This is a genomic window from uncultured Nocardioides sp. (assembly GCF_947488025.1).
Taxonomy (GTDB): Bacteria; Actinomycetota; Actinomycetes; order Propionibacteriales; family Nocardioidaceae; genus Nocardioides.
The window spans coordinates 1-21,242 of sequence record NZ_CANKYS010000007.1; the positions used below are offsets into that span (position 1 = coordinate 1).

18 protein-coding genes are annotated in these 21,242 nt (G+C 65.7%); 8 read left to right on the plus strand and 10 right to left on the minus strand.

Annotation, left to right across the window (positions count from 1 at the left end; all coding sequences use genetic code 11):
* Positions 1-44 precede the first annotated feature (44 nt).
* Entirely contained in the window at positions 45-623 is a 579-nt protein-coding gene (locus Q1B24_RS12615; RefSeq protein WP_299928881.1) for a hypothetical protein, read from the minus strand.
* Positions 624-856: 233 nt separating this feature from the next.
* Positions 857-1,156: a helix-turn-helix domain-containing protein gene (locus Q1B24_RS12620; RefSeq protein ID WP_299928883.1), complete on the minus strand. Its 300-nt coding sequence runs from the start codon at positions 1,154-1,156 to the stop codon at positions 857-859.
* A gap of 188 nt (positions 1,157-1,344) precedes the next feature.
* Between Q1B24_RS12620 and Q1B24_RS21860 the strand changes: the two genes are divergently transcribed.
* Complete coding sequence (locus Q1B24_RS21860; RefSeq protein WP_366916490.1) at positions 1,345-1,695, plus strand: helix-turn-helix transcriptional regulator; 351 nt, start codon at positions 1,345-1,347, stop codon at positions 1,693-1,695.
* A gap of 227 nt (positions 1,696-1,922) precedes the next feature.
* Here Q1B24_RS21860 and Q1B24_RS12625 read toward each other — a convergent pair whose 3' ends face one another.
* From Q1B24_RS12625 to Q1B24_RS12635, 3 genes are all read right to left on the minus strand, one after another.
* Positions 1,923-2,735 (minus strand): TIGR02391 family protein, encoded by an 813-nt coding sequence (locus tag Q1B24_RS12625; RefSeq protein ID WP_299928885.1) that lies wholly within the window; start codon positions 2,733-2,735, stop codon positions 1,923-1,925.
* 11 nt (positions 2,736-2,746) lie between these two features.
* Positions 2,747-3,079, minus strand: coding sequence for a hypothetical protein (locus tag Q1B24_RS12630; protein WP_299928887.1), 333 nt, complete (start codon positions 3,077-3,079; stop codon positions 2,747-2,749).
* 125 nt (positions 3,080-3,204) lie between these two features.
* Positions 3,205-4,443, minus strand: a complete 1,239-nt coding sequence (locus tag Q1B24_RS12635; RefSeq protein WP_299928889.1) for a hypothetical protein — start codon at positions 4,441-4,443, stop codon at positions 3,205-3,207.
* A gap of 218 nt (positions 4,444-4,661) precedes the next feature.
* Between Q1B24_RS12635 and Q1B24_RS12640 the strand changes: the two genes are divergently transcribed.
* Complete coding sequence (locus tag Q1B24_RS12640) at positions 4,662-5,471, plus strand: YfbU family protein (RefSeq protein WP_299928892.1); 810 nt, start codon at positions 4,662-4,664, stop codon at positions 5,469-5,471.
* 246 nt (positions 5,472-5,717) lie between these two features.
* Positions 5,718-6,632: an Abi family protein gene (locus tag Q1B24_RS12645; protein WP_299928896.1), complete on the plus strand. Its 915-nt coding sequence runs from the start codon at positions 5,718-5,720 to the stop codon at positions 6,630-6,632.
* Positions 6,633-6,718: 86 nt separating this feature from the next.
* Here Q1B24_RS12645 and Q1B24_RS12650 read toward each other — a convergent pair whose 3' ends face one another.
* Positions 6,719-7,717 carry a hypothetical protein gene (locus Q1B24_RS12650; RefSeq protein ID WP_299928899.1) on the minus strand — a complete coding sequence of 333 codons (999 nt, stop codon included), beginning with the start codon at positions 7,715-7,717 and terminating at the stop codon, positions 6,719-6,721.
* Positions 7,718-7,963: 246 nt separating this feature from the next.
* Here Q1B24_RS12650 and Q1B24_RS12655 point away from each other — a divergent pair, with 246 nt between their 5' ends.
* From Q1B24_RS12655 to Q1B24_RS12665, 3 genes are read left to right on the plus strand one after another with little or no spacing between them, the layout of a single operon-like run.
* The gene (locus Q1B24_RS12655) at positions 7,964-8,407 is read left to right on the plus strand and encodes a helix-turn-helix transcriptional regulator (RefSeq protein ID WP_299928902.1); all 444 of its coding nucleotides are present in this window, start codon (positions 7,964-7,966) and stop codon (positions 8,405-8,407) included.
* The gene (locus Q1B24_RS12660; protein WP_299928905.1) at positions 8,404-8,889 is read left to right on the plus strand and encodes a hypothetical protein; all 486 of its coding nucleotides are present in this window, start codon (positions 8,404-8,406) and stop codon (positions 8,887-8,889) included. The genes Q1B24_RS12655 and Q1B24_RS12660 overlap by 4 nt, the downstream gene beginning before the upstream one ends.
* 52 nt (positions 8,890-8,941) lie before the next feature.
* Positions 8,942-9,361, plus strand: coding sequence for a hypothetical protein (locus Q1B24_RS12665; RefSeq protein WP_299928908.1), 420 nt, complete (start codon positions 8,942-8,944; stop codon positions 9,359-9,361).
* Positions 9,362-9,445: 84 nt separating this feature from the next.
* Here the strand turns inward: Q1B24_RS12665 and Q1B24_RS12670 are convergent, their stop codons facing one another.
* From Q1B24_RS12670 to Q1B24_RS12680, 3 genes are all read right to left on the minus strand, one after another.
* Positions 9,446-10,525, minus strand: a complete 1,080-nt coding sequence (locus Q1B24_RS12670) for a hypothetical protein (RefSeq protein WP_299928911.1) — start codon at positions 10,523-10,525, stop codon at positions 9,446-9,448.
* Positions 10,526-10,933: 408 nt separating this feature from the next.
* On the minus strand, positions 10,934-11,755 hold the full coding sequence (locus Q1B24_RS12675) for a TauD/TfdA family dioxygenase (RefSeq protein WP_299928914.1): 822 nt from the start codon (positions 11,753-11,755) through the stop codon (positions 10,934-10,936).
* Positions 11,752-12,555 carry a TauD/TfdA family dioxygenase gene (locus Q1B24_RS12680; protein WP_299928917.1) on the minus strand — a complete coding sequence of 268 codons (804 nt, stop codon included), beginning with the start codon at positions 12,553-12,555 and terminating at the stop codon, positions 11,752-11,754. The genes Q1B24_RS12675 and Q1B24_RS12680 overlap by 4 nt, the downstream gene beginning before the upstream one ends.
* 817 nt (positions 12,556-13,372) lie before the next feature.
* On the opposite strand from Q1B24_RS12680, the gene Q1B24_RS12685 reads away from it, so the two are divergent.
* Positions 13,373-14,308 carry a hypothetical protein gene (locus Q1B24_RS12685; RefSeq protein ID WP_299928920.1) on the plus strand — a complete coding sequence of 312 codons (936 nt, stop codon included), beginning with the start codon at positions 13,373-13,375 and terminating at the stop codon, positions 14,306-14,308.
* Positions 14,309-15,112: 804 nt separating this feature from the next.
* On the opposite strand, the gene Q1B24_RS12690 is transcribed toward Q1B24_RS12685, so the two are convergent.
* The gene (locus Q1B24_RS12690; RefSeq protein WP_299928923.1) at positions 15,113-16,573 is read right to left on the minus strand and encodes a toll/interleukin-1 receptor domain-containing protein; all 1,461 of its coding nucleotides are present in this window, start codon (positions 16,571-16,573) and stop codon (positions 15,113-15,115) included.
* 253 nt (positions 16,574-16,826) lie between these two features.
* On the opposite strand from Q1B24_RS12690, the gene Q1B24_RS12695 reads away from it, so the two are divergent.
* Complete coding sequence (locus tag Q1B24_RS12695; RefSeq protein ID WP_299928926.1) at positions 16,827-21,218, plus strand: hypothetical protein; 4,392 nt, start codon at positions 16,827-16,829, stop codon at positions 21,216-21,218.
* Positions 21,219-21,242: the final 24 nt, after the last annotated feature.

The window sequence follows — 21,242 nt, forward strand, 5'->3', positions numbered from 1 at the left end:
CCGATTTTCCCAGCACGTAAGGGCATTCTCACTTCACGACGCGCTCACAACCCCAAGCCCATCGGTGGATCGAGGCTTAGGTGCACCTTTGCGTGGGTCAGGCCGACCGCCTCCCCGATGCGGACGCCGGTGTAGTACATGAGCACGAGCATCCAGTAGAGGTGCGGGGCGGCTCGCGGTCGACGCGCGGCGACTCGGGCCATCTCAAGGAGCTCCGCCCATTCTGCCTCGGTGAGGACCCTCTCGATGCGGGCGCCTCGTGGGCGCTTTGGGGGTGCCTTGGTACCGAACAGTGGGCTCATGCCGTCATGGCGATATCCGCGGTCCGCGGCAAAGTTCAGGATGGCGCCGAGCACGTGTCGTGCTTGCTTGCCCACCAGAGGGATCAGGTTCCCGTCCTCGTCGAGGACGTATTGGCCATGCCGGTCGCGCCTGAACAGCTCCTCATACAGGAGTGTTTGAACCTGGGCGCGGGTCAACTCATTGACGTCAAAGTGTGCAAGCAGCGGTGCCAACGTGCCGCGCCAGCAGTCGCTGTATTGCTTCAGGGTGCTGTGTGTCTTTTGACCGTTCCTGACCTGCAGGGCTACGAAGTCCAGCCATCGGGCGGCCACGATCTCCATCGAGGTCTCGACTCGACCCCGAGTGGACTCTAGGTCGCTCCTGATCTCAGTCCAGCGCCGTGCTGCATCGTCCAGGCACGCCTGCTGGGTTCGGCCACTGGCGGTGAACTCTCGTCGCACTCCGTCGAAGTCTCGGTAGCGGACTCGGCAGTGCCAGGTCGCGCCGGATTTCTTCGGCCGGAAGGCCCCACGCTCGCCGACGGGGATCGCCGGGCGTCCTCGTTTGCCGACACTCATGCGTCCGCGTCCCGACGCATTGCCGCCGCCTCGACGCGCTGGAGCAGATAGGCGTTGACGTCGCGCAAGAGATACATCACCCGTCCGCCGATGCGTACGAAGGGTAAAGCGTGGCCTGTTGCTCGACCGGTGCGCCAGTCGGCCAGAGTTCGAGTGCTCACGCGCAGCATCTCGGCGACCTCGTCGGGTGTACACAACCTGCCCGTGATGAGCAGTTCGTCGAGGGGGGTCACACGCGGGTCCGCGTCTCCTTGTGCCGAGCGGGAGGTCGTCTGGGTCTTGCGGCGGTTGGTCATGCATCGCGTGTGTGCGGAGGAGGCAGTCCCGTGCACCCTCACGACTTGCGACGCAACACTTTGGTCGCCGAACCAGACGCGTGCGGCGGGTGCAAGTACTGCAGAGGACACCGAGTTACTGTGACAGACTATTCGTCCTAGATGAATAGTCTCTGGATGTATGGACACGAGATGGATGAAGTGTCCGCATGCCTCACGCCGCCGGCAAACCGCCGCTGTCTGCCGCTACTGGGAAGTTTGGCGACAGGATTCGCGAACGACGCTATGAGCTCGATCTGAGCCAGGAGGATCTCGCCGAGCGCACTGCACTCCACTGGTCCTACATTGGGCAGGTCGAGCGGGGACAGAACAACCTGACGCTGCACAACATTCTGCGGCTGGCCCATGTCCTCGAGGTCGACCCTGGCGAGCTGATACGAGGCCTAGAGGCTCCCCAATACGAAGTTCCGCCCCCGGGAAGCGTCGCCGAAGCCCGTCGAGCGAAACGTCGTCGGCTACGAGAGAAGAGACTCCAGGCGGAGGACGGGCAGACGCCATAACTACTTCAGCGTTGCCTCAGGCAGCAGGCTCGTATCGTTCCCGACCGAGTCACGATGTGGGGCCGTCGCGCGCTGGCGCGCGGCCACGGCCCGCCGGCAACTCGTCCATGCCTGGGTGTGAGAGAAGCCCCGGCGGTCTCGGGTCCACCGGGGCTTCTGTCGCTAAGAGTAACGGACCGGACCGTAGCTCGCCGGTAATCGGCACAACCCACCCGAGGGTCGATGTCTCAAGGCGACGGATCGGCCTGCACTGACGCCCAGTCGAACGAGCGAACCCACGAGATGCAGGCACCGCACATCGAGATGAAGGCCGTGACTTCGAGATCGGTCAAGGGGCGCGCGCCGGGGTGCGCATGCACGTTCCGCAGCCGCGCCAACCCGCGCATCATCTCGACGTAGCCTTCGTACTCGTTTCGCTGCGAGGCGGATGAGGTCGAGCGTTGGAGCTTCCGGTAGGCCTGATTGACCAGGTCGACGCCATCGAGGGACAGGTCGGCGGCTTCGCTCAGTTCTGACGACAGCGTCTTCCATGCCTGGACGAACGCATCCTCGCGATGGCCGCTGAGCATCCGCGTGCCGACGTCGTCGGTCATGGAGTCCGGGAGGGCCGAGAACCACGACGGTAGATGGTCCGCGGCCACGGTTGGGATGGCGGCCGCCAGGCGCAGTTCGGCCGGCACGGGCCCGGCTCCTGCGTTGATTCTGCGCTCTTCAGCGGCGACGAACTGCGGTATGTCGGTCGCGTCGCGGTACGCCCGCACGCCACCACGGTTGACGGTGGCTGCCCATGTGCCGCCCGGCTCCCACGTCATCCCAGTCCACAAATGCCCGTTGACGGACCACTGCTTCCCGATCCTCGTGATCAGCTCACGACGTCCCGAAGCGGGGAGCGTGACCCGGCGAGATATGAGGGCGCTCTCGAGCACCGGTGCCTGAGGTGGACGGGTGCCGCCGGCAGTTTCAAGGGCGAGCTTCACCGAGGCGCAGAACGCCCGGAAGTCGGTGTGCGCCAGACTGTTCTGCTCTGCGGCCAAGGCCATCCCGCGAATGGTCAGTGACAGCCCTCGGCGGGCGAGGGCGCCGCCCCGTGTTCGAGACCGTTGATGACTGCCGGGGGCATCGAACGCAGGACCTGTACGGCATCTGGGTGACCAAGTCCATCGAACTCATAGTCCACGAACTCCAAGGTGGGCCAGTCGTTGGCGCGCTCGAAGAGCCGGTAGATAACCAGGACGAGTTGCAGCTGTACGTCACTCACGGAAGGAAGTGGCACGAGTTCATTCTCCCTGACGGGCTGAGCGGCATCCCGGTTGCGTCCCCGCTGCGCGCCGTGGTCCGGGATGCCATACGGGCCCGACACCGCACCCGACGAAGCGTCGGCCATCCGTGCTTCTCGCATCGAGTATGGCGCCCGGTGCGCTCGGGTGCGGCGAGCGAAACTGGGACCGCCCCGTAGCGTTGCGCGGCACGAGGTCGCGGGCCGCCGCCGGGGCTGGGAGTCCGAGCCGGCTAGCGGAGCGAGACCTGCTTCAAGCCCCCGCATTCGCTGAGGCACTTGTTGCAATGGAGCGTCATTCCCGGCCGGAAGTCGGCACCGAGCTCGCGCTCGAGCTCCTTCATGTCGATGCTCTGACGGTAGATACGGGCGTCGGGCTGAGCTGGGCGAGCGACGATGCTGACCTCGTCGACGCTCAACTGCGTGACGATCGCGACGGGGGTCGCCTCGTACAACAGGTGCGACTTGTGCTTTTTGCAGTCACTCTCGACGCAGATGCGGCAGTAGTCGCGGACCGCGGAACCTCCCGGCACCAGGTAGGTGTGCGTCGGGTCGTGCTCGCACGCGCTGATGTCCTCACCGCAGAGCGAGCACAGCCGAGTAGCCGTGCCGCCAACGCTCAGCCCCACCCGGACGTGGCCCAGTGACACGGGACAGGTCTCGTAGTAGGTGTTGTCCTCGTATTCGATCTTGCAGCCGAAGGCATGCCGCTTGCGCTTGCCAGCGGCATCAAGACGCTCGTGGACTTCATGCTCGCGGTCGGTGTCCTCGGCCCAGTCAAGGGCTGAGCGATAGCGACCCAGCGCCCGTACCGCGATGGCCTCAGCGTCCGCATTCACGGAAGGGACCTCTGGGGGATGTTGGGCCAGCATTCGTTGCGCCAGCGCTGCAAGCTCGTCGGCCTCGTCTAGGCGCTCGTCGATCAATGCGTCCACTCGGGCGGAGGGGATCTTGCTCGTCCAACTCGGTGGCGGGCCCTCGTCTGCGGGGACGAGATTGGACGCGGCGGTCGCGCGGGGGAGTAGAGCACGGGCCTTGAGCTCCTCAATTGTCTGGACGACCTGGGCCCGCTCGCCAGACACGACCCACTGTGTCGCCGCTGGGTTCGTGGCGTCGGTGACGGTGATGCTTACCCCGCCCGCATCGGTGCGCCAGATGCGCGTCACGAGCGCTTTCAGGCCGTCGTAGGCAGCGCTTCCGACGATGCCGAGCGCAAGGGATCCCACCGCTGCGAGGACGGCACTGTTCTCCGAGACGAAGACCCGGTCGCCAACGGCGTCGAGATAGGTCGCACGCACACCCTCTGCCTGCAGCCGTTTGGCAAGGAAGAGCGTGTCCTCCGCGTAGACTGCCTTGCCCGTCCGCTCATCGTTCCGAAGCGGCAGGATGACGATCGCCGCGTTCTCAGTCAGCGCTCGCGCGCGGATGCGCGCAGCCTGACCGACATCGACTTCTGCCACAGAACGGGTCATGAAGTGATTGTGCCTGCGGGCACCGACACCTGAGTCCCTGTAGCCAATCGGGGTCGAGGCGGGAACGACGGCGGAAATGAAGCGCCGCGCTCCGAGCCGACGGCGCCTTCGGACAAGTTGCCCAACCGGCCCCAATGCCGAGGTCGGCGCTCCTCGGACCATCTGATTGTGGGTTGGGGTCGCATGCGAGTTGCGTATGACTGTATGACATGTCTACGATGTACGTCATACACCTTTACGCGAAAAGGAGGTGCGGGGTGGCTGTGCTCAACATCCGGGTCGAGGACCACGTTCGCGACCAGTTGCGAGCGAAGGCCGAGGAGGCAGGCGTCAGCCTCAGCGAATTCGTGCGCGACCTCCTCTTGGGTGCAGTCGTGCCTGTGTACGAACGCGAGATGAAGCACGGCGACGAGCCGGCGCCCGAGAGCATGCGCATCGTGGACCGACAGGTGCTCTCCCTCCTGCATCGCATCCTGGGTCGCGTGCTGCCCGAGGATGGCAGGGAGGTCGACGGAGACCTCGAGTACCAGCTCATGCGGGCGAGGATCCTCGAGGAGGGGTTCACAGGTGAGTACTGGTACGAGACCTCCGGATTCCGCACCGAGCTGTCCAGCAGGGACTGCGCGCGGACCGTGGACATTCTGCAGATGTTCCGAATCCTCACCTACAGCATCGACGACCTTGCGAAGCAAGGGACGCCCGTCGGTGAAGACCTCGCTCGCGATCTCGGTTTCCGAGGCTTCGACCACAACAACGCGCTTGAGTCCCACATGGCCAGCTACGTCGAGTTCCTGATGTCCGACGGCCGCTGGCAGGAGCTGCAGCCGCAGGTGCAGCGTCACGACGACGGGAACTCCCACTGGCCGATGCTCGACACCTACCTGCGGATGCTCGCCGAGTTCCGAAAGATCATGGACGCCCGCGAGCGCGGCTACAGCCGCAACGACTTCCTCCTCACGCTGGAGGAGTTGCAGCGCGTCGCCGCAGCCCGAGTGCACCCCTCCCGTCGCAGCGAGGGCGGGGGCTGACAATGACACCGCAAACAAGTTGGTCCACCGGGTGCCGCAATGGGCGATCGAGCGTTGCATCCGGATGCTTCACCCAATCAGAGCCGACAGTGTGTGCGGTCCCTTCGCGTCGTGATACGTTTTCGTCATCACGACCGGTTCCGCCTACCTCGGTAGGTCCAGGGCCGGTCTTCTCTTTCTCGTCCACCTTGGCGCACTTCCCGCTGGTCGAGAGGACGGCTGCAGTCGTCCCCGGAGGTGATCGGCGTGCACGATGAGGTGAAGGCCCACCAGACCTACGCCCAGCAGGTTCAGCTGCTGTCGGCCCGGGGGATGGATGTGGGCGATCCTGACACTGCTGCGCAGACCCTGGAGCGGGTCAACTACTACCGACTCAGCGGCTACTGGTACCCGTTTCGTCAACTGGTCTCGGGCAAGCGAGTCGACGACTTCTTTCCCGGGACCCGGCTGGCGGATGTGGTTGCCCTCTACGAGTTCGATGCGCGACTTCGAGCCGCGACCTTCTCGGTGCTGTCTCCTATCGAGCTCACGATGCGCGCCCTGCTCGGCCACGAGCTCGGAAAGGTAGACCCGTGTGCGCACCTCGACGTGGAGAAGCTCGGCCCGACCGCGCGTGCCGGGGATGAGTACGCGCGGTGGCGCGAGAACTACGAGTGGGAGCTCAGCAGGTCACGCGAGGACTTCGTCGCGCACCACCACGACAAGTACGGCGGACGTCTGCCCGTGTGGGCGGCGGTCGAGCTACTCGACTGGGGCGGACTGTCGTTCCTCTACGGCTTCGCGCCTCGCGCCGCCCAAGACGAGGTCGCCGACGCCTGCGGACTCACCGCGCCACAGCTCACCAGCTGGTTGAAGTCGCTCAACCTGGTCCGCAACACCTGCGCGCATCACGGCCGTCTCTTCAACAAGGTCCACACCATCACCCCGCGGCTACCTCGCGTCGGCGTTCACCCGGACCTGGACAAGGCTTCCACCGCGTGGAACCGCACCTTCGGCCAGCTCACCCTGATCCAGTTCCTGCTCGACCGGCTCGATCTGGGGCGAACGGCGCTGCTGCCTGCGGTGGTACGCGGTTATCCGAGCGTCGCCACAGTACCGTTGTCGCACTTGGGTGCGGAGGGCTCGTGGCAGAGTGCGAGCCCGCTGTGGGCGCCGAATTAGTTTCGGCGCAGCGATCAACCTGAGCGTGTTGGCGCGGACGCGTCCTGCGTTCTGGCCGCGTCGGCCGGCGCCGGCTGCTCCGACGGCTACGGGGTGTCGGAAGGGTCCTCGGTCGATACGTGAGGCAAGGTCCACCAGCCGGCCGGCGAGCCGGTGCCTCGGACTGCCGTCATCCACTTGTGCAGATTGGCAATGACATCGTGCGCGACGTGGAACGCCGAAGCGCCACTGCGTGGGTCGCCGCCCAAGTAAGAGACAGGCAATCCCGTGCCTCGCCAATCCTCGCCCCTGTTTCGACCCGGTGTAGGAGACGCATGACTCGACACCTCTGCCTGAACCAGGTCCTCCAGCGCCTGGGCCGCAAGGGCGTTGAGGTTGGGCTTGAGCATCTGCAACGAGCTCTGCGCCAAGCCCCACGAGCCGGTGGTCCACCACACGGTGCCTGCGTCCATGTCAGTTCCGTCATGGCCCAAGCACCCGGCGATGAGTTCGGCGGTGAAGGAGACGACTTCCGCATCGCTGAACTGGCGCCGATGAGCCGCCCGCTCCACGACGGGGTGCGTTAGTAGCACCTCAGGGTAGAGGCACCACATGTGGGCGCTCCAGCCAAACGTCTTGGCATCAAAGCGCATCATCGCCCGTGATCCGAGCGTGTGCTCCGCTGCCTCGCCGCGATGCTCGTTCGAGTCGAGCCAGTGCTGGAGCGCTGCCGGCGTGGCCATCAGTCGGGACGTGGTGCCGTCCGGCTTGTCGCGCACCATCACCAGGAACGTGGGTGTCCCGGCCCTGGTGCCCGTAAGCCAGCCTCGAACGGTGCCGACCTTGAGCGTGACGCTCGAGCTGGTCGTGCGCTTGACCTGGATGTGCGCGGTACGTCCGGCCAGTCGCCACGACAACTTGGTGCGGTTCAGGTGGCCGGCCGGTTCGGCGTTGATGTGCATGGGCCGCTCGGGCAAGTGGAGATGCAAGTCCCAGCCGGAGTCTGATGCGGTGAGTGCGTTGATCGCCGCGCCGCAGTCGAGCAGCTCCCGCATCACATCGATCTCGCCACGATCTCCTTGGAAGGCACTCCAATGTCTGGTCACGGCTCCACCCTTTCATCTTGGGTCAGCCGCCAGCCGGGCATGCGTCGTCCGTGCGAACGTTGTTGGAGGACGACCGAAGGCTGACTCTCCGCCGTTGGCCTGTGCGTCTGGACTAGTCGCAGTCAATTTGCCGCGGCCGACGACATGGGTACACTCATACGTGTACCTTGTCGCTCAGACAGGACTGACCGCTGCTGGGACGCGCCAACGTCGAGATCAGCGGATTAGCTACCGAAGGACCTTCCCATGACGCTTTCCAACCTTCTCTCGTCGACCCCTGAGGGTCGTCGCGCCATGGCGGCCGCCAAGTTGCGAGGAGACGTTCTCGAACTGCTCCATGATGCCTTGGAGACCGCCGGCATGACCCGCGTTGCGCTTGCGACAAAGCTCGGGCGCGGCAAGTCGGCTGTAACGAACGCCTTGACAGGCGACGGGAACCTGCGGGTGAACACCATCGCTGAGTACCTCGATGCGATGGACATGGACCTGGAGATCTCGGCGCGCCCACGCGCCGCGGCTCAGGTGGCTCGGACCACCCACGTCGATGTTCTGGCGTTGATGGATGCTGGGACCCCGCACGCAGAGTTCTTCTGGTCAGAGATGAACACCACCGTGGAGTCCACCGACACACCGCCGGTCGAGCACCAGTTGCGACCCGTCCGCCGCGCCGACTACTCAATGGCCGCGTGAGCGAACCGGAGCGCGACGGCCTGCGGGCAGTGGTCGACAGCGTCGAGTTGATCAACGTGTATGCCCTAAAGCTCGGTGGCTCACGCACCTCGGGGCGCGAGCCGACGCAGTTCGAGTTCATCGTGCACCCGCAGTGGCAGCGCAATGATGAGCAGCTCGACTATCGCTTCGACGTCCGATGCGAGCCCAAGGACGACGAGGGCGACAGTGTCGCCACGATCGAGTACTCAGTCGTGTGCAGCTACGAGGTCCTGGACCCCGCAGCCCTGGAGCCCGTCGATCGTGGTGACCTGACGACCTTCGGAGCGAATGTCGCTCTGTACGTCGCCTACCCGTACCTTCGCGAGGGCGTGCAGTCCGTTGCGGACCGTCTCGGGATGACCAACATCTCCATGGGGATGCTGCGTCGAGGCCACGACCTGCCCGCTGGCATGTCCTTCGGTGACCTCTCCGAGGCGAGCAATCCCACTGCAGGCGAGTGACCCCAGCTAGTCTCGGGCGTGCTGCATCAGCCGACGCCGTGGGGGTCTCGAGGTGACTAACGCTGTCTTCAGGACATGCGCGTCGTGTGGCAGGGCGATCCTCGAAGAAGGTCGTCTGTTCACCGTCGAAGCCGCCTGGGACAACGCCTCCGAGCACCCCTCCGCGATGGAACTCGAGTCGATCTTCCGCAGCGGTCGCTCCCTCGACGGACTCGCCACGTTGAACGATCGCCTGGGACGCTACTGCGCCCGCGGCAAACTCCCAGTCCCCGAGGAGTTGAACCACCTGCGCGACGAGCTCTGGGAGTTGAAGGGTGGCAAGCTGCGGCTGGCTTTCTACGATGCCGGACAGCAGTGCGGTCGACGTACGCTCCGCGCGACCCACGTCTTCTTCAAAGGCACTCAGAGGACGCCTCGCAAGGAGATCGATCGCGGTTTGGCCATCGCGCGCATCGACGCGCAAGTCGAGTAATTGGTCAAGCGATCCGAGGGACACGTCGTAGGTGGGCTGGGTGCCGCCACGCGGTTGCACTAGAGCCGCTGTGAGGTAGCGCTCCTAGCGGGGCGTCCCGTAGCAAGCCGTGTTGGCAAGGACTGCGGAGTCCGCCGGCGGGGCGTTCAACCGAGTGAGCGTGCGAAGCGTGCCCCTTCGATACCGCGCGAGGTAGACGACCGGATCACCGATGGGAAACGCGGCGGAGAGGCACGCGGAGGCCACCAGTTGCATGGTTCCGGTGCCCTTGGAAAGTAGGTCGACGTCTGACCCTGCCAACCAGGTGCCGCTGAATCCTGGGCTGTTGTCTTTCGGCGATCCGATGGGTGAGTACGGGTATGACCCATCGATCGGGTCGATGACCTTCTGTGCGTATCCGACTAACGGAGCGCCGGTTGCAGTTGCCGAGAGTCGGACTTCGTTGGCTGATCCCGGCTTCATGACTGCCCGAAACCGAAGCTTCTCCGGTGCGGGGTACCCACCGAGTTTTTCGCATGACTCGTGTGGCGTCCCTGCGTCACCATTCGTGGGTTGAGACTGCACCTGCAGCACCGCCGAGGAGACCAGGGCGGATCCGCCGTTCAATATCAACCATCTCGAGTCTGGAAGGTCGGTCAGCTGGTTGGGCACGGGCTCCCCGATGCAGTAGCCCTCGAAGCCGAGCGTGCAATCCCCCTCGAACCGGTCGACCTGCTGATAGCCACGGCCGGGCCCGCGACGGGCGCTGACGCCTGCGGAGAGTGTTTGCGCGTAGAAGGCCGATCCTTGAAGGTATGCGCCGCGGCACGCAGGCGCAGCGAGATCGTAGGGCGTGGACGGGAAGAGCACGGCGACCGTGCTCGTCACGGCTGTAACCAGCCCAAGCATCGCTGCGACCATCCCGACCGCACTGCTGGAGTCAGCGGTTGCCTCAGCCTGACCGCCGGCGGCTCGGCGGCGTCGGATGACCAGATAGCTCAGGCTCAGCATCAGCGAGACCATCGATCCGGCCAGCACCAAGCTGGTGAGCCGGTCGGCGTCCGCGCCGAACCAGCCGGCAGAGAGAACCAGATCCGGTGCTACCACGCCGATCAAGCCCGTGCGCAGCGATAGCGCGGCAGCCAGCAGCAGTCCTGAGAGCGCGATGAGCGCCTTCAACCACATGTGCGTCACCCCCATGCGTTCGGCGAAAGTCGGGACAAGTGAGCCGCACACATCGGCTGCGTAGACCGAGACAGGCGTTCTGCGAGGAGACGCGACGTCTCAAGCCCCGCGATGGCGCAAGCGTTGCTGGTCTCGGCGGGTGTGTCGGGCGGGCCGTCGAGGATGGCGACCCGTGACGCGAGAGATACGCGGTGCGGTCTGACGGAATGGTCGCGGCTGGAGCGGGTGGTCACGGAATGACTCCTTCTCGGATCAAGAACTCCTCTGGCTACACGAAGCGCGGCCTCTGGGGATGTCGGTCCCGGGGCGCTCGGCGTTTGGTCGACAGATCCACTGACGGGTTGAAGGCGTGAAGTCCGGCATGTCGCGATTGCGGCCCGAGAACCCGTCAGTGCTTGCTTACCGCAGCTACTGGAGGGTGAGGCTCCACAGCTCTCGCGGGTTGGTGTGCACCCGTGCTTTGGCGTCGCGTCGTCTGCCGATCACACTGTGTCGGCCGTGGCCCCACCGGTCGTTGTCGAGGACCACCAAATCTCCGGCAGCCATCTGCACGGTCCGCGCCGTTCTGCGGGCGGCGTCGACGAACCGCTCAGTAGCGGCAAGCGCTGCGGTGCCGGGCTGGCTGTCCCGCAGGTACGCGAGGAGTCCACTCTTGAGTCGGACACCTAAGTCGTGGTCGTCGTAGGCGTCGTCGAGCCGGTAGGCGAGCGGTCGGGCAATTCCATCGGGGAAGGGGATGGGGTTCATGAGCGTGTGCAGCAGGTCGTCGTAGTCCGGGTTCTCCTCGTCGAGGGCCTTGAAGGCTTCGGCCCAGGGGGCGAGCAGCGACTCGCCGTTGAACCCCCTTTCGTTGTCCTGCCATCCGGGGTTGACCATGAGCATGCAGAAGTAGTGCGGCCGGGGCTCGAGCAGCGACTGGGACGAGTGAACGGCGAGCGGGCCTTCGAGTGCGTGGGTCTCGCCTCTCAGGGACGCCTCGTGCTCGTACCGCACGCGCCACACGGCCGCCTGGTCGGGGTGAGAACCGGTGTCCCCGCCGTAGTACGTCAGCGGTGGGCCAACCATCGCGAGGAAGGCGACGAGCTCGTTGGCGTCCCCAGGGAACCCAGCTACTCGTGCGACTCCGCGCGCCGTGACGGCCTCGGCGACGTGGGTGGCGAGCTCCGAGGCCTCAGTGTGGTTGTAGACAAAGGCGGGCAGCCAGGCGACGTCGGAGGTGAGGGGTCTCATGCCGCGCCCCCGTCCTTGGAGTAGGCGACGGATCTGATCAAGGCCCCGCGGTCGCGCCAAGCCCGGCACATCTCCAGGTCGAGGCGCTCGTGGAACCCGAGGTCGGATCCGTCGCTGAGCTTGCTTACCATCACGCGTCGCAGCCATCGGTCGGTTCCGTCGTAGGCGGCCACGAACGGGGAACGTGAGTGGACTGTGCGACGGTTGTCGACGATCAGCATCGTGCGGGCCTCGAGCTTGCCGGTGACGATCGCCTTCTCGGCGGCCTCGTCGGCGGCCTTCATCGCGGCGGCGGCTGCGGTTGTCGTGGGGGTAGTGAGACCGGGCTCGAATCGGAAGCGGCCGTCGGCCCCGGGCGTCGTCGTGTTCGGGAGGATCGGCAGGACTGGTCGGGGGTCGGCTTCGGTGATCCGGCGCCCGCCGTGCAGGTACGCGCCATGCAGGTTCGCCAGGTCGAGGGCAAAGAGGGGTCTGCGGAGCTCGTCGATCTCCGAAGGCGTGAGCAGGGCGGTGATGTCGTCAACAGCCGTCACGCCAGTTTCAGCGAGGCCGGCGGGGTCCGCACGCAGGCAGTGCAGGAAGAGGAAGTCCGGCGGATCGGGGTGGAAGAACATCTCGGTGTGAAACCCAAGGTGCACCTGGGAACTCTGGCTCGACACGGCGAGGGCGTTCTTCTCGATGGGGTAGATGTCGTGAAAGAGCCGTCCGTCGCGCTGGTCGGCGTACGAGGTGGGTAGTCCGAACGGCACGGAGAATGCGACCTGGATGAACTCGCTGCGAGTGTTCCCGGTGACGGCCATCTGCCCAACCGTCGGGGTGGGCGGGAGGTCGGGCATGTCCGGCAGGTTGCGGATCAGCAGCTCCGGGCGCGCCGTCGTCCCCGCAGCCATGCGCTCTAGGTAGTCCCTGGTGGCAGCGCTCAGTCCGAGGTAGGCGTCGGTCGCCTCGCGACGGAACTGGGCCATGTTGTCGGCGGGATCGGCGGTTGCGGCGGACGCGGCTCGCTCGAGCTCACGGCACTCACGGTTGGTGAGCTCGTGGGTCGCCCAGGTTCGCGAGCTGGGCCTCGCTGCGCCGGCCCTGAAGCTAGATGGGGTTGTAGGCGGGTGGATGTCGCTTCGCGGGCTCGGGAGGCGTACTGTTCGTGGAGTCATTTCGTTGCCCTTCTCGTTTCGCGGCGAGCGGTGACTTGTGACCTCGATTCGGCCCGGCTCCTAACCCGGGTCGAATCTCTTTCTGCGTCATCACGGTAGGACGGCGCGACCTAGCGCTTCCAGCCTTCGTAGAAGCGGGTTCGCGGAACTCGATTTCTGGTCTAGCGGTGCCCGAGAACGGGCTCGGCAGCGGCCTTGTCTGCCCTATCGTGTGTGGCCGACGGTGGCCAGTGGTGGTGGTCACACGATGGCGGTGGGGGTACCGATGTCGGATTCGGAGTTTCCGTGTCCTGAGTGCGGCCAGCGCACGGCCGCGCCCGTCCGAGCGCGGTGGGTCGAGGAGCTGCAGGGTTTCCGGCGCAACAGGGTGTGCGGTCAAGGGCATGAGTACCCCTCGATCGAGCGGATCGAGCCGCGCGCGTTCCTGTCCAAAACGCGCATCGTCGCGGCAGCTGGCACGAGGATGTATTCCACTGACCAGCTGCAGTCGGACCTCAGCCTCAAGCTCGGGCCCGTCCTAAGCAAGCAGACTCGAAACGCGGTCGTCGAGAGGGTTGAACTTCGCTTGGTCATGGAGTGGCGGCAGCGTCGAGCCCCCAAACACCTGCCGGGGTCCTTGCTCTCCCAAACTGTGGTGAGTGTTCTTCGTGACTACTCGGACGAACGGGAGCTGACGAAGGGGGTGGCTGACTCGCTGCGTCGATCGCACGTCCTGTACGCGCTCTCTCAAGAGGCTCTGGAGTTCAAGCAGAGCACGGACAGGAACCCCGTCGAGCTCAGCGGGGACGGCTTCGATGCACTACCGGGGATCTTGGAATGGCTGGTGGAGTGGTACCCGCGGCTGGGGAGCGGCTCGACGAGACACCGCACCCCCCACTACACCGGTGAGCCTCGCACCGACCGGTGGCATACCTTGCGTGGGGACGCTGGTCCGATGCCAAAGACGTTGTTGCGTCGCGTCATCACAGACCATCACACAGTCCTCGTCCGGGACGACACCGTCGACGGCGCGAACATCGAGGTGCGGCTCGAGCCCGTCGAACGGTGGGACCCGATCCCGTTCGACAACGACATCTATGTCCGATCAGTCAGCCGCGCATTCGCGGGACGCCCGAACTACGAGCACCTGACCCGCTACTCGACCCAGTGGGTTTACTTTGCGCTGGCAGGACAAGACACAGTCCGTGTCTCTGACCTGGTCGCGATGACGACCCAGTGCCTGCGTCGAGTCGACGCCGTTGCCAGCCTCAGATGGGCCATCATCGCGAAAAATCTCACGCCCGCCGCCCTGGTCGCCGAGATTCAGGGGATGCTCGAGTGGCCCGCACCGCGGCTCAAGTTCGAGTCCGACGCGGCCGCCGATATGCGGACCAGCCAGCAGATGTTGCCTGGGAGCTGACGGTTCTAGAGACGAAGAACGCAGTCGGCAGTGAGGTTCAGCGTCATCTTCGCGTCCTTTAAGCTGCCTTGTAGACGTTCACCGCGATCGCCGTTGTGACCGGGCTCAACTAGCCCACGTCATGCTCCTTCGGGGGTCCGTGCTGCGCGTCTGGACGTGGGGCGGGCGCCGGATGAAGCGTCTCCGACTCAAAGTGCTCCGACGTATCGAAGCTCGGCGTTGAGGGAGGGTGTCGCTCGATGACGCAGCAGCAACCCACGCGTTCCCCCGGGTGCGAGCTCGACTATGCGGCGCGCGATGACATCGCCCTGTGGATCGTCGCGCTGCCGTGCGCATGGCCCGTAACCTGCTGGCGTGCCGGGTTCCGAGTGGGTGACGCAGCGCGAGGCCGCCGAACTGCTCGGCGTGCATCGGATGACCGTCCCCAAGTTGGTCCGGCGCGGTGTGCTCAACCCGCGTGGACAACGCCCGTCGCTGTCTCGCAATCAAGTCATCGCTCTGGCTGCCGCCAGAGCGGCAGCTGTCGAGGAACGAGAGCGGCGACGGGACGAGGCCCGTTCTCGACCTTGGCCTCCGGATGAGGAGCACGAGTGGCTGGGGATGGAAGCCGCGGCGGCCGTCCTTGGATGCACGCGGATCGCTCTACAAGGGCGTTGCGCACGCGATCAGGTGCCATACGTCGTGCATGACGGTCGGCGTTGGTTTCGGCTCGATCTTCTCGAGCTGCAGGTTCGCGCTCGGGTGGCGAAGGAGCGTGGACTACCCGAGACGCGCCCACGCTCCCCTCGAGACGATTAGCCGCGGTCATGACTCACTTGGGAGCAAGTCTTTCCAGGCCATGCGCTCGTGCTCGGGCACCGCGTACTCCCCGATTTCGTCGACCCGCCAACCCGAGCCGGGGAGCGTGCCGGCCAAGTGACGGGGAATCGTGCTCCACGCGGCACGTTGAGCTACCTCCGCGAGCATGGCGTCGAACGCTCGCGGCACGCCCGGCTCGCCGAGCAACTCGCGGAGCGAGGGCTGCGCGGCGGCCAACGTGTCAGCCCATCCCTTGCTCTGCGCTTCGTAGTGGTGGCTTCTGCCCGTGATCGACAGATGAGGCACTCCGAGCAGCCTCCCGTTTGCGTTGCACGCCGCCGCCTGCCAGATGTATTCCCAGCGCTCCCAGGCGTCGTCGAACGCACGGCGAGGCATCACCTTGTGTGCACCGTTGACCGCGGCCAGGTAGTCGTGGACCAGCGTCGGTCCGTGTTGAGACATGGGACTGTCTTGCGTGAACGAGGTCTTGCCTGCGAGTGCGTTGCTCAGGTCGACACCGGTCGCGAGAGGCGCCTCGCCCGTTGCCGTCATGACCCGGACCGAACTCAGCAGGTGTTTCACCAAGTCCCAGCGCTCTTCGGAGACGGCGCCAACCCCTCCGGCTGCGAGAAGGAGCAGGCCCGGAGCCTGCTGCTGGGTCAACAGCACCGTGGCGCCGCCGTGTCCTATGGGCCACTGGCCGAGGTGTCTCATGCTCTCCAGGGCGCGTCTGTAGTCGCGCTCATCGGCGTGAGCGCAAAGGAACATGGTGAGTGCGGCGGCCTCAGTCGTCGACTGAAAGATTGTCACGCGCCGCTCGCGGGCGGTCGTGTTGTCGTTTTCCGTGTTGAAGGTTCGATCGGCCAGTGCCTTGGATTCCGAGATTGTGTCGGTCAGCGTGCCCAGATAGTCCAGCGTTGCAAGGGGACGGCGCCCATACGCGATCGCATCCTTGGCCTGGTCGAGAGCTGACAACTCAGCAGCATCCCCGTTGGTCGAGGGCGAGAGGTCCGTCGCCGAGCGGCGGCGTGGCGGCAGCGGCGTGGTGCCGGTCAGGTGGCTTTGCATGTCGCGATGAAGTCGCTGGACTGCTTCGGGGACCCGGTCCCGTTCCATCGAGGTGTAGACCTTGTCGACAAGCGCGGGAGGCATGTCGACGTCTCCGACCTTGCAAGGGAGCACCGTGAGCCCGCGGCCGGTGACCTCCTCGGTCATCGCTAGTGACAGTTCCTTCTGGCACCAGTTGCTCGCAATCGAGTGCTCGCTCACGAGCGCCGCGAGGAAGTCGACCTGCCCGATGGCTTGGCTGATGGCCGCTATCAGGCTGTCACCGACCCGCAGCTCGCCTTCGTCGATCCAGACGCGGTATCCCAACGACTTCAGCCCGGCCGCCAGCGCAACGGCGAGCGGCTTGTCGGCATGGTTGTAACTGATGAAGCAGGAGGCGAGAGGCGATGGCGTGGTCACACCTGTTCCTTCCTAGTTGGGCGCGCCCGGCAATCGTGGACTGATCCGCGCCGGGCAGGTTGATCAGCGACCCGGGGAAAGAACGGCTTCCCCCATCGCTCAGCCTATGGAGGCAACCCCCATGCCAGCGGGTGCTGTTCCCGATCTCTGCCCGGTTGGAGACCGTCGGCCACAACACTTCGGTTAGAAGCGAATCGGTGACCGCTCGCGCACCGATGCGAGCTGACCTGAGTGGAGCGCACAGACGCGCGCTGTGACGAAGCCCGAACGGGTCATGAACCACCTTGTCGAACTCGCCGTGCGGGGTGTCCTGCGAATCGGACACAATGTGGTCGTGGGGCCGAAGCGACGGACGCAGAATGGTCGCGGCGCAGGCAAGAAGTCGACGCCCAATCGTCGTCCCACCCCGCCGATGAAGGTCACCGAGCATTCGCGGTCCCTTCCCGCGACGAAGCCCGCGTCGGCAGATTCGGATGCGACGCCGTCCAGCGCTCGAGGCACGAAGTCGAACGGCGAGTCCAGTCTCGAGCGTCGACGGGAGATGTCTGAAGAAGCTCTGTGGGCGGATCTCAGACAAGGCGCTCGCAACGTTGCAGGAGTCACGTGGCAAGTGAGCGTGTGCGTCTACCTCTTGGCAGCAGCGCGGGCCGGGCGTTTGCCGTTCGTCGATCTCCTGCCGGAGGGCTACGAGGATGCTGACTGCCGCTGCACAGACGGCAGTCGCAGGTTCGTCCAGATGAAGGAGCTGGACGCCGGCCACGGCGAGCTGAGCGCGGCCAAGATCGCGGAGGCGCTGGCTCACGCGGAGGCGAGCGCCCGTGGCGAGGAGATCGTTGTTATCACCGACGGAGGCCTCGCATCACAGATCGCGTTCACAGGCTGGGACGCGACCATCGGCCAGCAGGTCGGGCCGGGGCGCGACCGCATCCTCGCAGGCCTTCGCAGACACGGCCTTTCGGCGGAGGAGGCAGACGAGGTTCTTAGCCGGTCTCGACTAATACAGCTGCCCTACCGGATCAGGCAGGAGAGCGAGGCGCTGCTCGCCGAGGCGCTGCCACTCCACCCCGCGATCGCCGGCATCGGGGTCGACCGTTTGACCGAGGAGGTCGCGAAAGCGGCGGCTGCTCAACGCCGCACGACCGTGTCGACTGCGAAGCGCGTGCGAGTCAGTGACATCGACGCGCTTATTGCGGCGGCGCAAGAGGCGGTCGACGTGACAGGCCTCGACGTCGCAGTGGCCGACGGAGTCTGCTCGCCGGTCAGTTTTTTGCCGGCCGATGACCTGCGAGCTAAGACCTTCTACCTCGGCATCGACGGACAACCCGCACACGTGGCCGCCGACTTCGACGTGGTCCGCACCGACGAGCTGAGGGCCTGCGATGAGGGCCTACACGACGAGCAGAGCGTCATGCTGATCGGCCCCTCGGGGTCCGGCAAGTCGGTGCTGCTGTGGCGAGCCGCCAGAGACCTCGTCCCTGCAGCCAGAGTCGTCCGGGTCGAACGGCTCGTGGACGCACGGGACACGGCGCTCCTGGCGCGCCATGTGCGGCTATTGCGACCCACCCGCACGTCCCCCATCCTCGTCGTCGCTGACAATCTCGGCCGGCCCGAGATGGCCGCGTGGCCGTCAGCAGCCTCGGCTCTGCGCGAACTCCCCGAGGTGCTGCTCCTGGGCGCCGCACGATCCGAGGACTTCACGCCAACCTTGCTCGTCGGCGCGACACGTGTTGTCGAGCCGTGGCTTCGCATGGAGGTCGCGCAGCTGCTCAGCGAGCGGATGACCCGGCAAGGCATCACGACCAAGATGACGCCTGAGGAAGCCTTCGAGAGGTCAGAAGGCCTCCTCATGGAGTTCGTTGCTCTTCTCAGCACTGGTCAGCGTCTGCGCCAGGTCCTCGGTGCTCAAGTCGAGGCACTAAAAGACCCCAAGCGTCACGTCCAGCGGGAAGCCGCGCGCCTCGTCACGACGGCGCACACGCTCGGGCTGAGTCTGCATGCGGACCGTCTCGCCGCAGCCCTGGCCGCCCCAAGGGGTGCGGGTGCTGTCGCGCCCGTCGGGGACGCGCTGGGAGTCCTGCGAGACGAGCACATCGTGGTGCGCGAGGGCGACAGGTGGCGGGGGCTTCATGAACTTCGCTCCACGACGCTCGTTGAGCTCCTACACCAGAACCCGCCTCCACGGCTGGGGGATACCCTCAGCCGCCTAGCAGCCGTCATCGACCCCGTCCACGCCGGATGGATGATCCGCCGCGTCGCTGAACGGTTCCCTACCTCGGTCCCCGACGTCGCTGACGCGCTTCGCGACGAGTTCGCCGGACACATGACAGCTCGCGACCTGGCGAGCCTCCTTGAGGGAGCCGAGCGCGCTGACAACGCGCTCTACGTCCACGAGGTCCTTCCGATGCTCGAGAGTCGTCGCCCAGATGGCATGACGCTTGCCAACCTCGCGTTCCTTGCCTACCCGCAACGCAACCAAGGGATGGATTGGGGGATCATCGAGCACGACGCGCTCGGCGCGGGTCTGCGGCGCGTGGTCGCCATAGCTGGAGAACTTCCGCTCAGGAGCGACTTCGAACAGACAGTGGCCCGGGTCGGCGACCACCTCACGAGCCAGCAACTGACGACGATCCTCGATGGCGCAGACCTTGTCGACGCGCTGCGAGTCCTCGAAGCCGGCGGACACCGGCTGACTGTCCCTCTCGAAGCTGTCACCGCTTTGGCCAGGCGCATGGACGATCCCACTGATCTGTCATCAGCGCTTCTGTGGTCGCGGCTGGTCGCGGGCTGCGCACCCCACCTGACAACTGCTCAACTCGCCGACATCTGGGGCACCCCCGCCGAGCGAACCGAGACACTGTGCCGGGCAGATGAGCTGGCGCTGACGGTCGCCGTCGAAGACACCAAGGTCCACGTGGTCCGTCTCCTTGCCCCGGACGGCTCAGGCGAGATGCCTCCGTTGCTGCCTTGGGACGTTCACCGGCCAGGGGCGGACAACGCGCTCAACGAGTCCGCCGTCGCATGCCTGGAACGAATCAAGGACGCCTGCCCCGAGCTCCACCAGTTCGAGGTGACCACCGTGACCGCAGACGGCCGGCCCTACCGCATCGCGGACCACGAACCTGGCCACAAGGACATGCCGCGCAAGAGCTTCAAGCCGCGCGAGAGCGTTCGGCAGGCCGTGGGATTCCAGGCTGCCCTTCGCCGCGCCACGTCCTCGCAGACATGGACCGAGATCGTCACCATCCAGATCGAAATAGCCGCAGCTCTCACGGCGGTTGCCAACGAACTGCCCCTGCGACTGAAGGCTGAGGACAACGCGCGACGTCGAGCGACGTGGCGATCTGAACTCACCGACATCAGCCACAAGCTCTCTGCACTCAGCCCGCCACCTCTCTTGGACGGAGCCGGACCTGACTCCGCGATGAGTCTCAGTGACTACGCGGATCGTCAGGTCGACGGCGCGACGCAAGTACTCACCGCAGCTGCAGATGCGGTCAACCGCGCCTGCTCTGATGATGACAACGTGCGCCCCATCGTCGCCGCGATGGGGCTCAGGGACGCTGCCGCTGAGCTCGCCACAGCACGCAGCCGGGCCAGCGCGTCGGTGCACGGACAAGGCGAGGTCTTGCCCGAGGAGCTTTCTGCCTCGCTGCATATCGCAGCCAACCTGGCGGCCGCGCTGCAGGTCGAGCCCGCGATGTCGCGCCGCATCAGTGCCGCCGACCCTCGCGGGACCAGCATCCAGATATGGGAGAAGGTGCGCGAGCGACAGGCTCTGGAATCCGCTGAGATCCTCGCGAACGCGCTGCGCGAGTCGCCGGAGGCGACGTTTGCGATGGTCAACGATCCGGCGCCGGAATCCTGGTGGCTCGACCACCGAAGCTGGGCCGTGTTCGCCCCTGTGGAGCTGCTCGACGACATTGTGGCCGCACTCGAGGTCCTCGACGACGACGAGCGAGACAAGCTGGGACGTGTCGCGGTCCTGGCCGTGGTCCCTGACGACGTGCTCGAGGCTGATGCCGAAGCGCCTTCAGGAACGGGTCGAGAAGCCGGTGCGCCCCATGTATCTGATGCGCCCCAAGGAGCCCCCGAAACTCAAGCAGACAACAAACCCCCTATGTTCCTTGGCCCGCAGAGGTGCCTGTCCCTGGGTCTCGGTATCCAGCTTGCGTCCAGCACAGGCCGGTCTGCGCTGCCGATGACGGCGAAGCGTGTGGACGAACTCGCCCGCAACGCCAACCTGCTACAGCCTCAAACGGGCGAAGGGGTTGCCGCAACCCTCGAGAGTCTCGTCGCGCGATCCAGCGAAGCAGCTCGACGCAGGCTGCGACAACTAGCTGACCCATCGACGGGTCGAGACCCAGCGTCCCTCGAGAACAAGGCTGTCGACGAGGACGCTGTCGAGGATCGGGCCGTTGAGGACCGGGCCGTTGCGTTCTCCGCCGACTCCGCGAGCGCGTTGGCCGTACTCGAGCAGCACGTCGACGACGAGGAGGCGGGGCGTACTGATCTGCATCTCGCCGAAGTGGTGACCAGGAGTGTGCGAGGCGTGCCGCTCGATGAGGCGGCGTCAGCCCTGCTCGCAGCGGTCGCGCACCTTCACATCACGAGCCTGCAGCCGCTCGGGGGTGTGGATAACGGCTAACGCCGTGCACGCGGGTCGCCGGTG

Bases quoted from the DNA above. Each gene is read 5' to 3' on its own strand.
- Q1B24_RS12640 (WP_299928892.1), top strand. From the start codon at position 4,662: ATGTACGTCATACACCTTTACGCGAAAAGGAGGTGCGGGGTGGCTGTG.
- Q1B24_RS12625 (WP_299928885.1), bottom strand. From the start codon at position 2,735: ATGGCCTTGGCCGCAGAGCAGAACAGTCTGGCGCACACCGACTTCCGG.
- Q1B24_RS12655 (WP_299928902.1), top strand. From the start codon at position 7,964: ATGACGCTTTCCAACCTTCTCTCGTCGACCCCTGAGGGTCGTCGCGCC.
- Q1B24_RS12680 (WP_299928917.1), bottom strand. From the start codon at position 12,555: ATGGCCGTCACCGGGAACACTCGCAGCGAGTTCATCCAGGTCGCATTC.
- Q1B24_RS12635 (WP_299928889.1), bottom strand. From the start codon at position 4,443: ATGACCCGTTCTGTGGCAGAAGTCGATGTCGGTCAGGCTGCGCGCATC.
- Q1B24_RS12675 (WP_299928914.1), bottom strand. From the start codon at position 11,755: ATGAGACCCCTCACCTCCGACGTCGCCTGGCTGCCCGCCTTTGTCTAC.
- Q1B24_RS12685 (WP_299928920.1), top strand. From the start codon at position 13,373: ATGTATTCCACTGACCAGCTGCAGTCGGACCTCAGCCTCAAGCTCGGG.
- Q1B24_RS12620 (WP_299928883.1), bottom strand. From the start codon at position 1,156: ATGACCAACCGCCGCAAGACCCAGACGACCTCCCGCTCGGCACAAGGA.
- Q1B24_RS12615 (WP_299928881.1), bottom strand. From the start codon at position 623: ATGGAGATCGTGGCCGCCCGATGGCTGGACTTCGTAGCCCTGCAGGTC.
- Q1B24_RS21860 (WP_366916490.1), top strand. From the start codon at position 1,345: ATGCCTCACGCCGCCGGCAAACCGCCGCTGTCTGCCGCTACTGGGAAG.
- Q1B24_RS12670 (WP_299928911.1), bottom strand. From the start codon at position 10,525: ATGTGGTTGAAGGCGCTCATCGCGCTCTCAGGACTGCTGCTGGCTGCC.
- Q1B24_RS12630 (WP_299928887.1), bottom strand. From the start codon at position 3,079: ATGGCCGACGCTTCGTCGGGTGCGGTGTCGGGCCCGTATGGCATCCCG.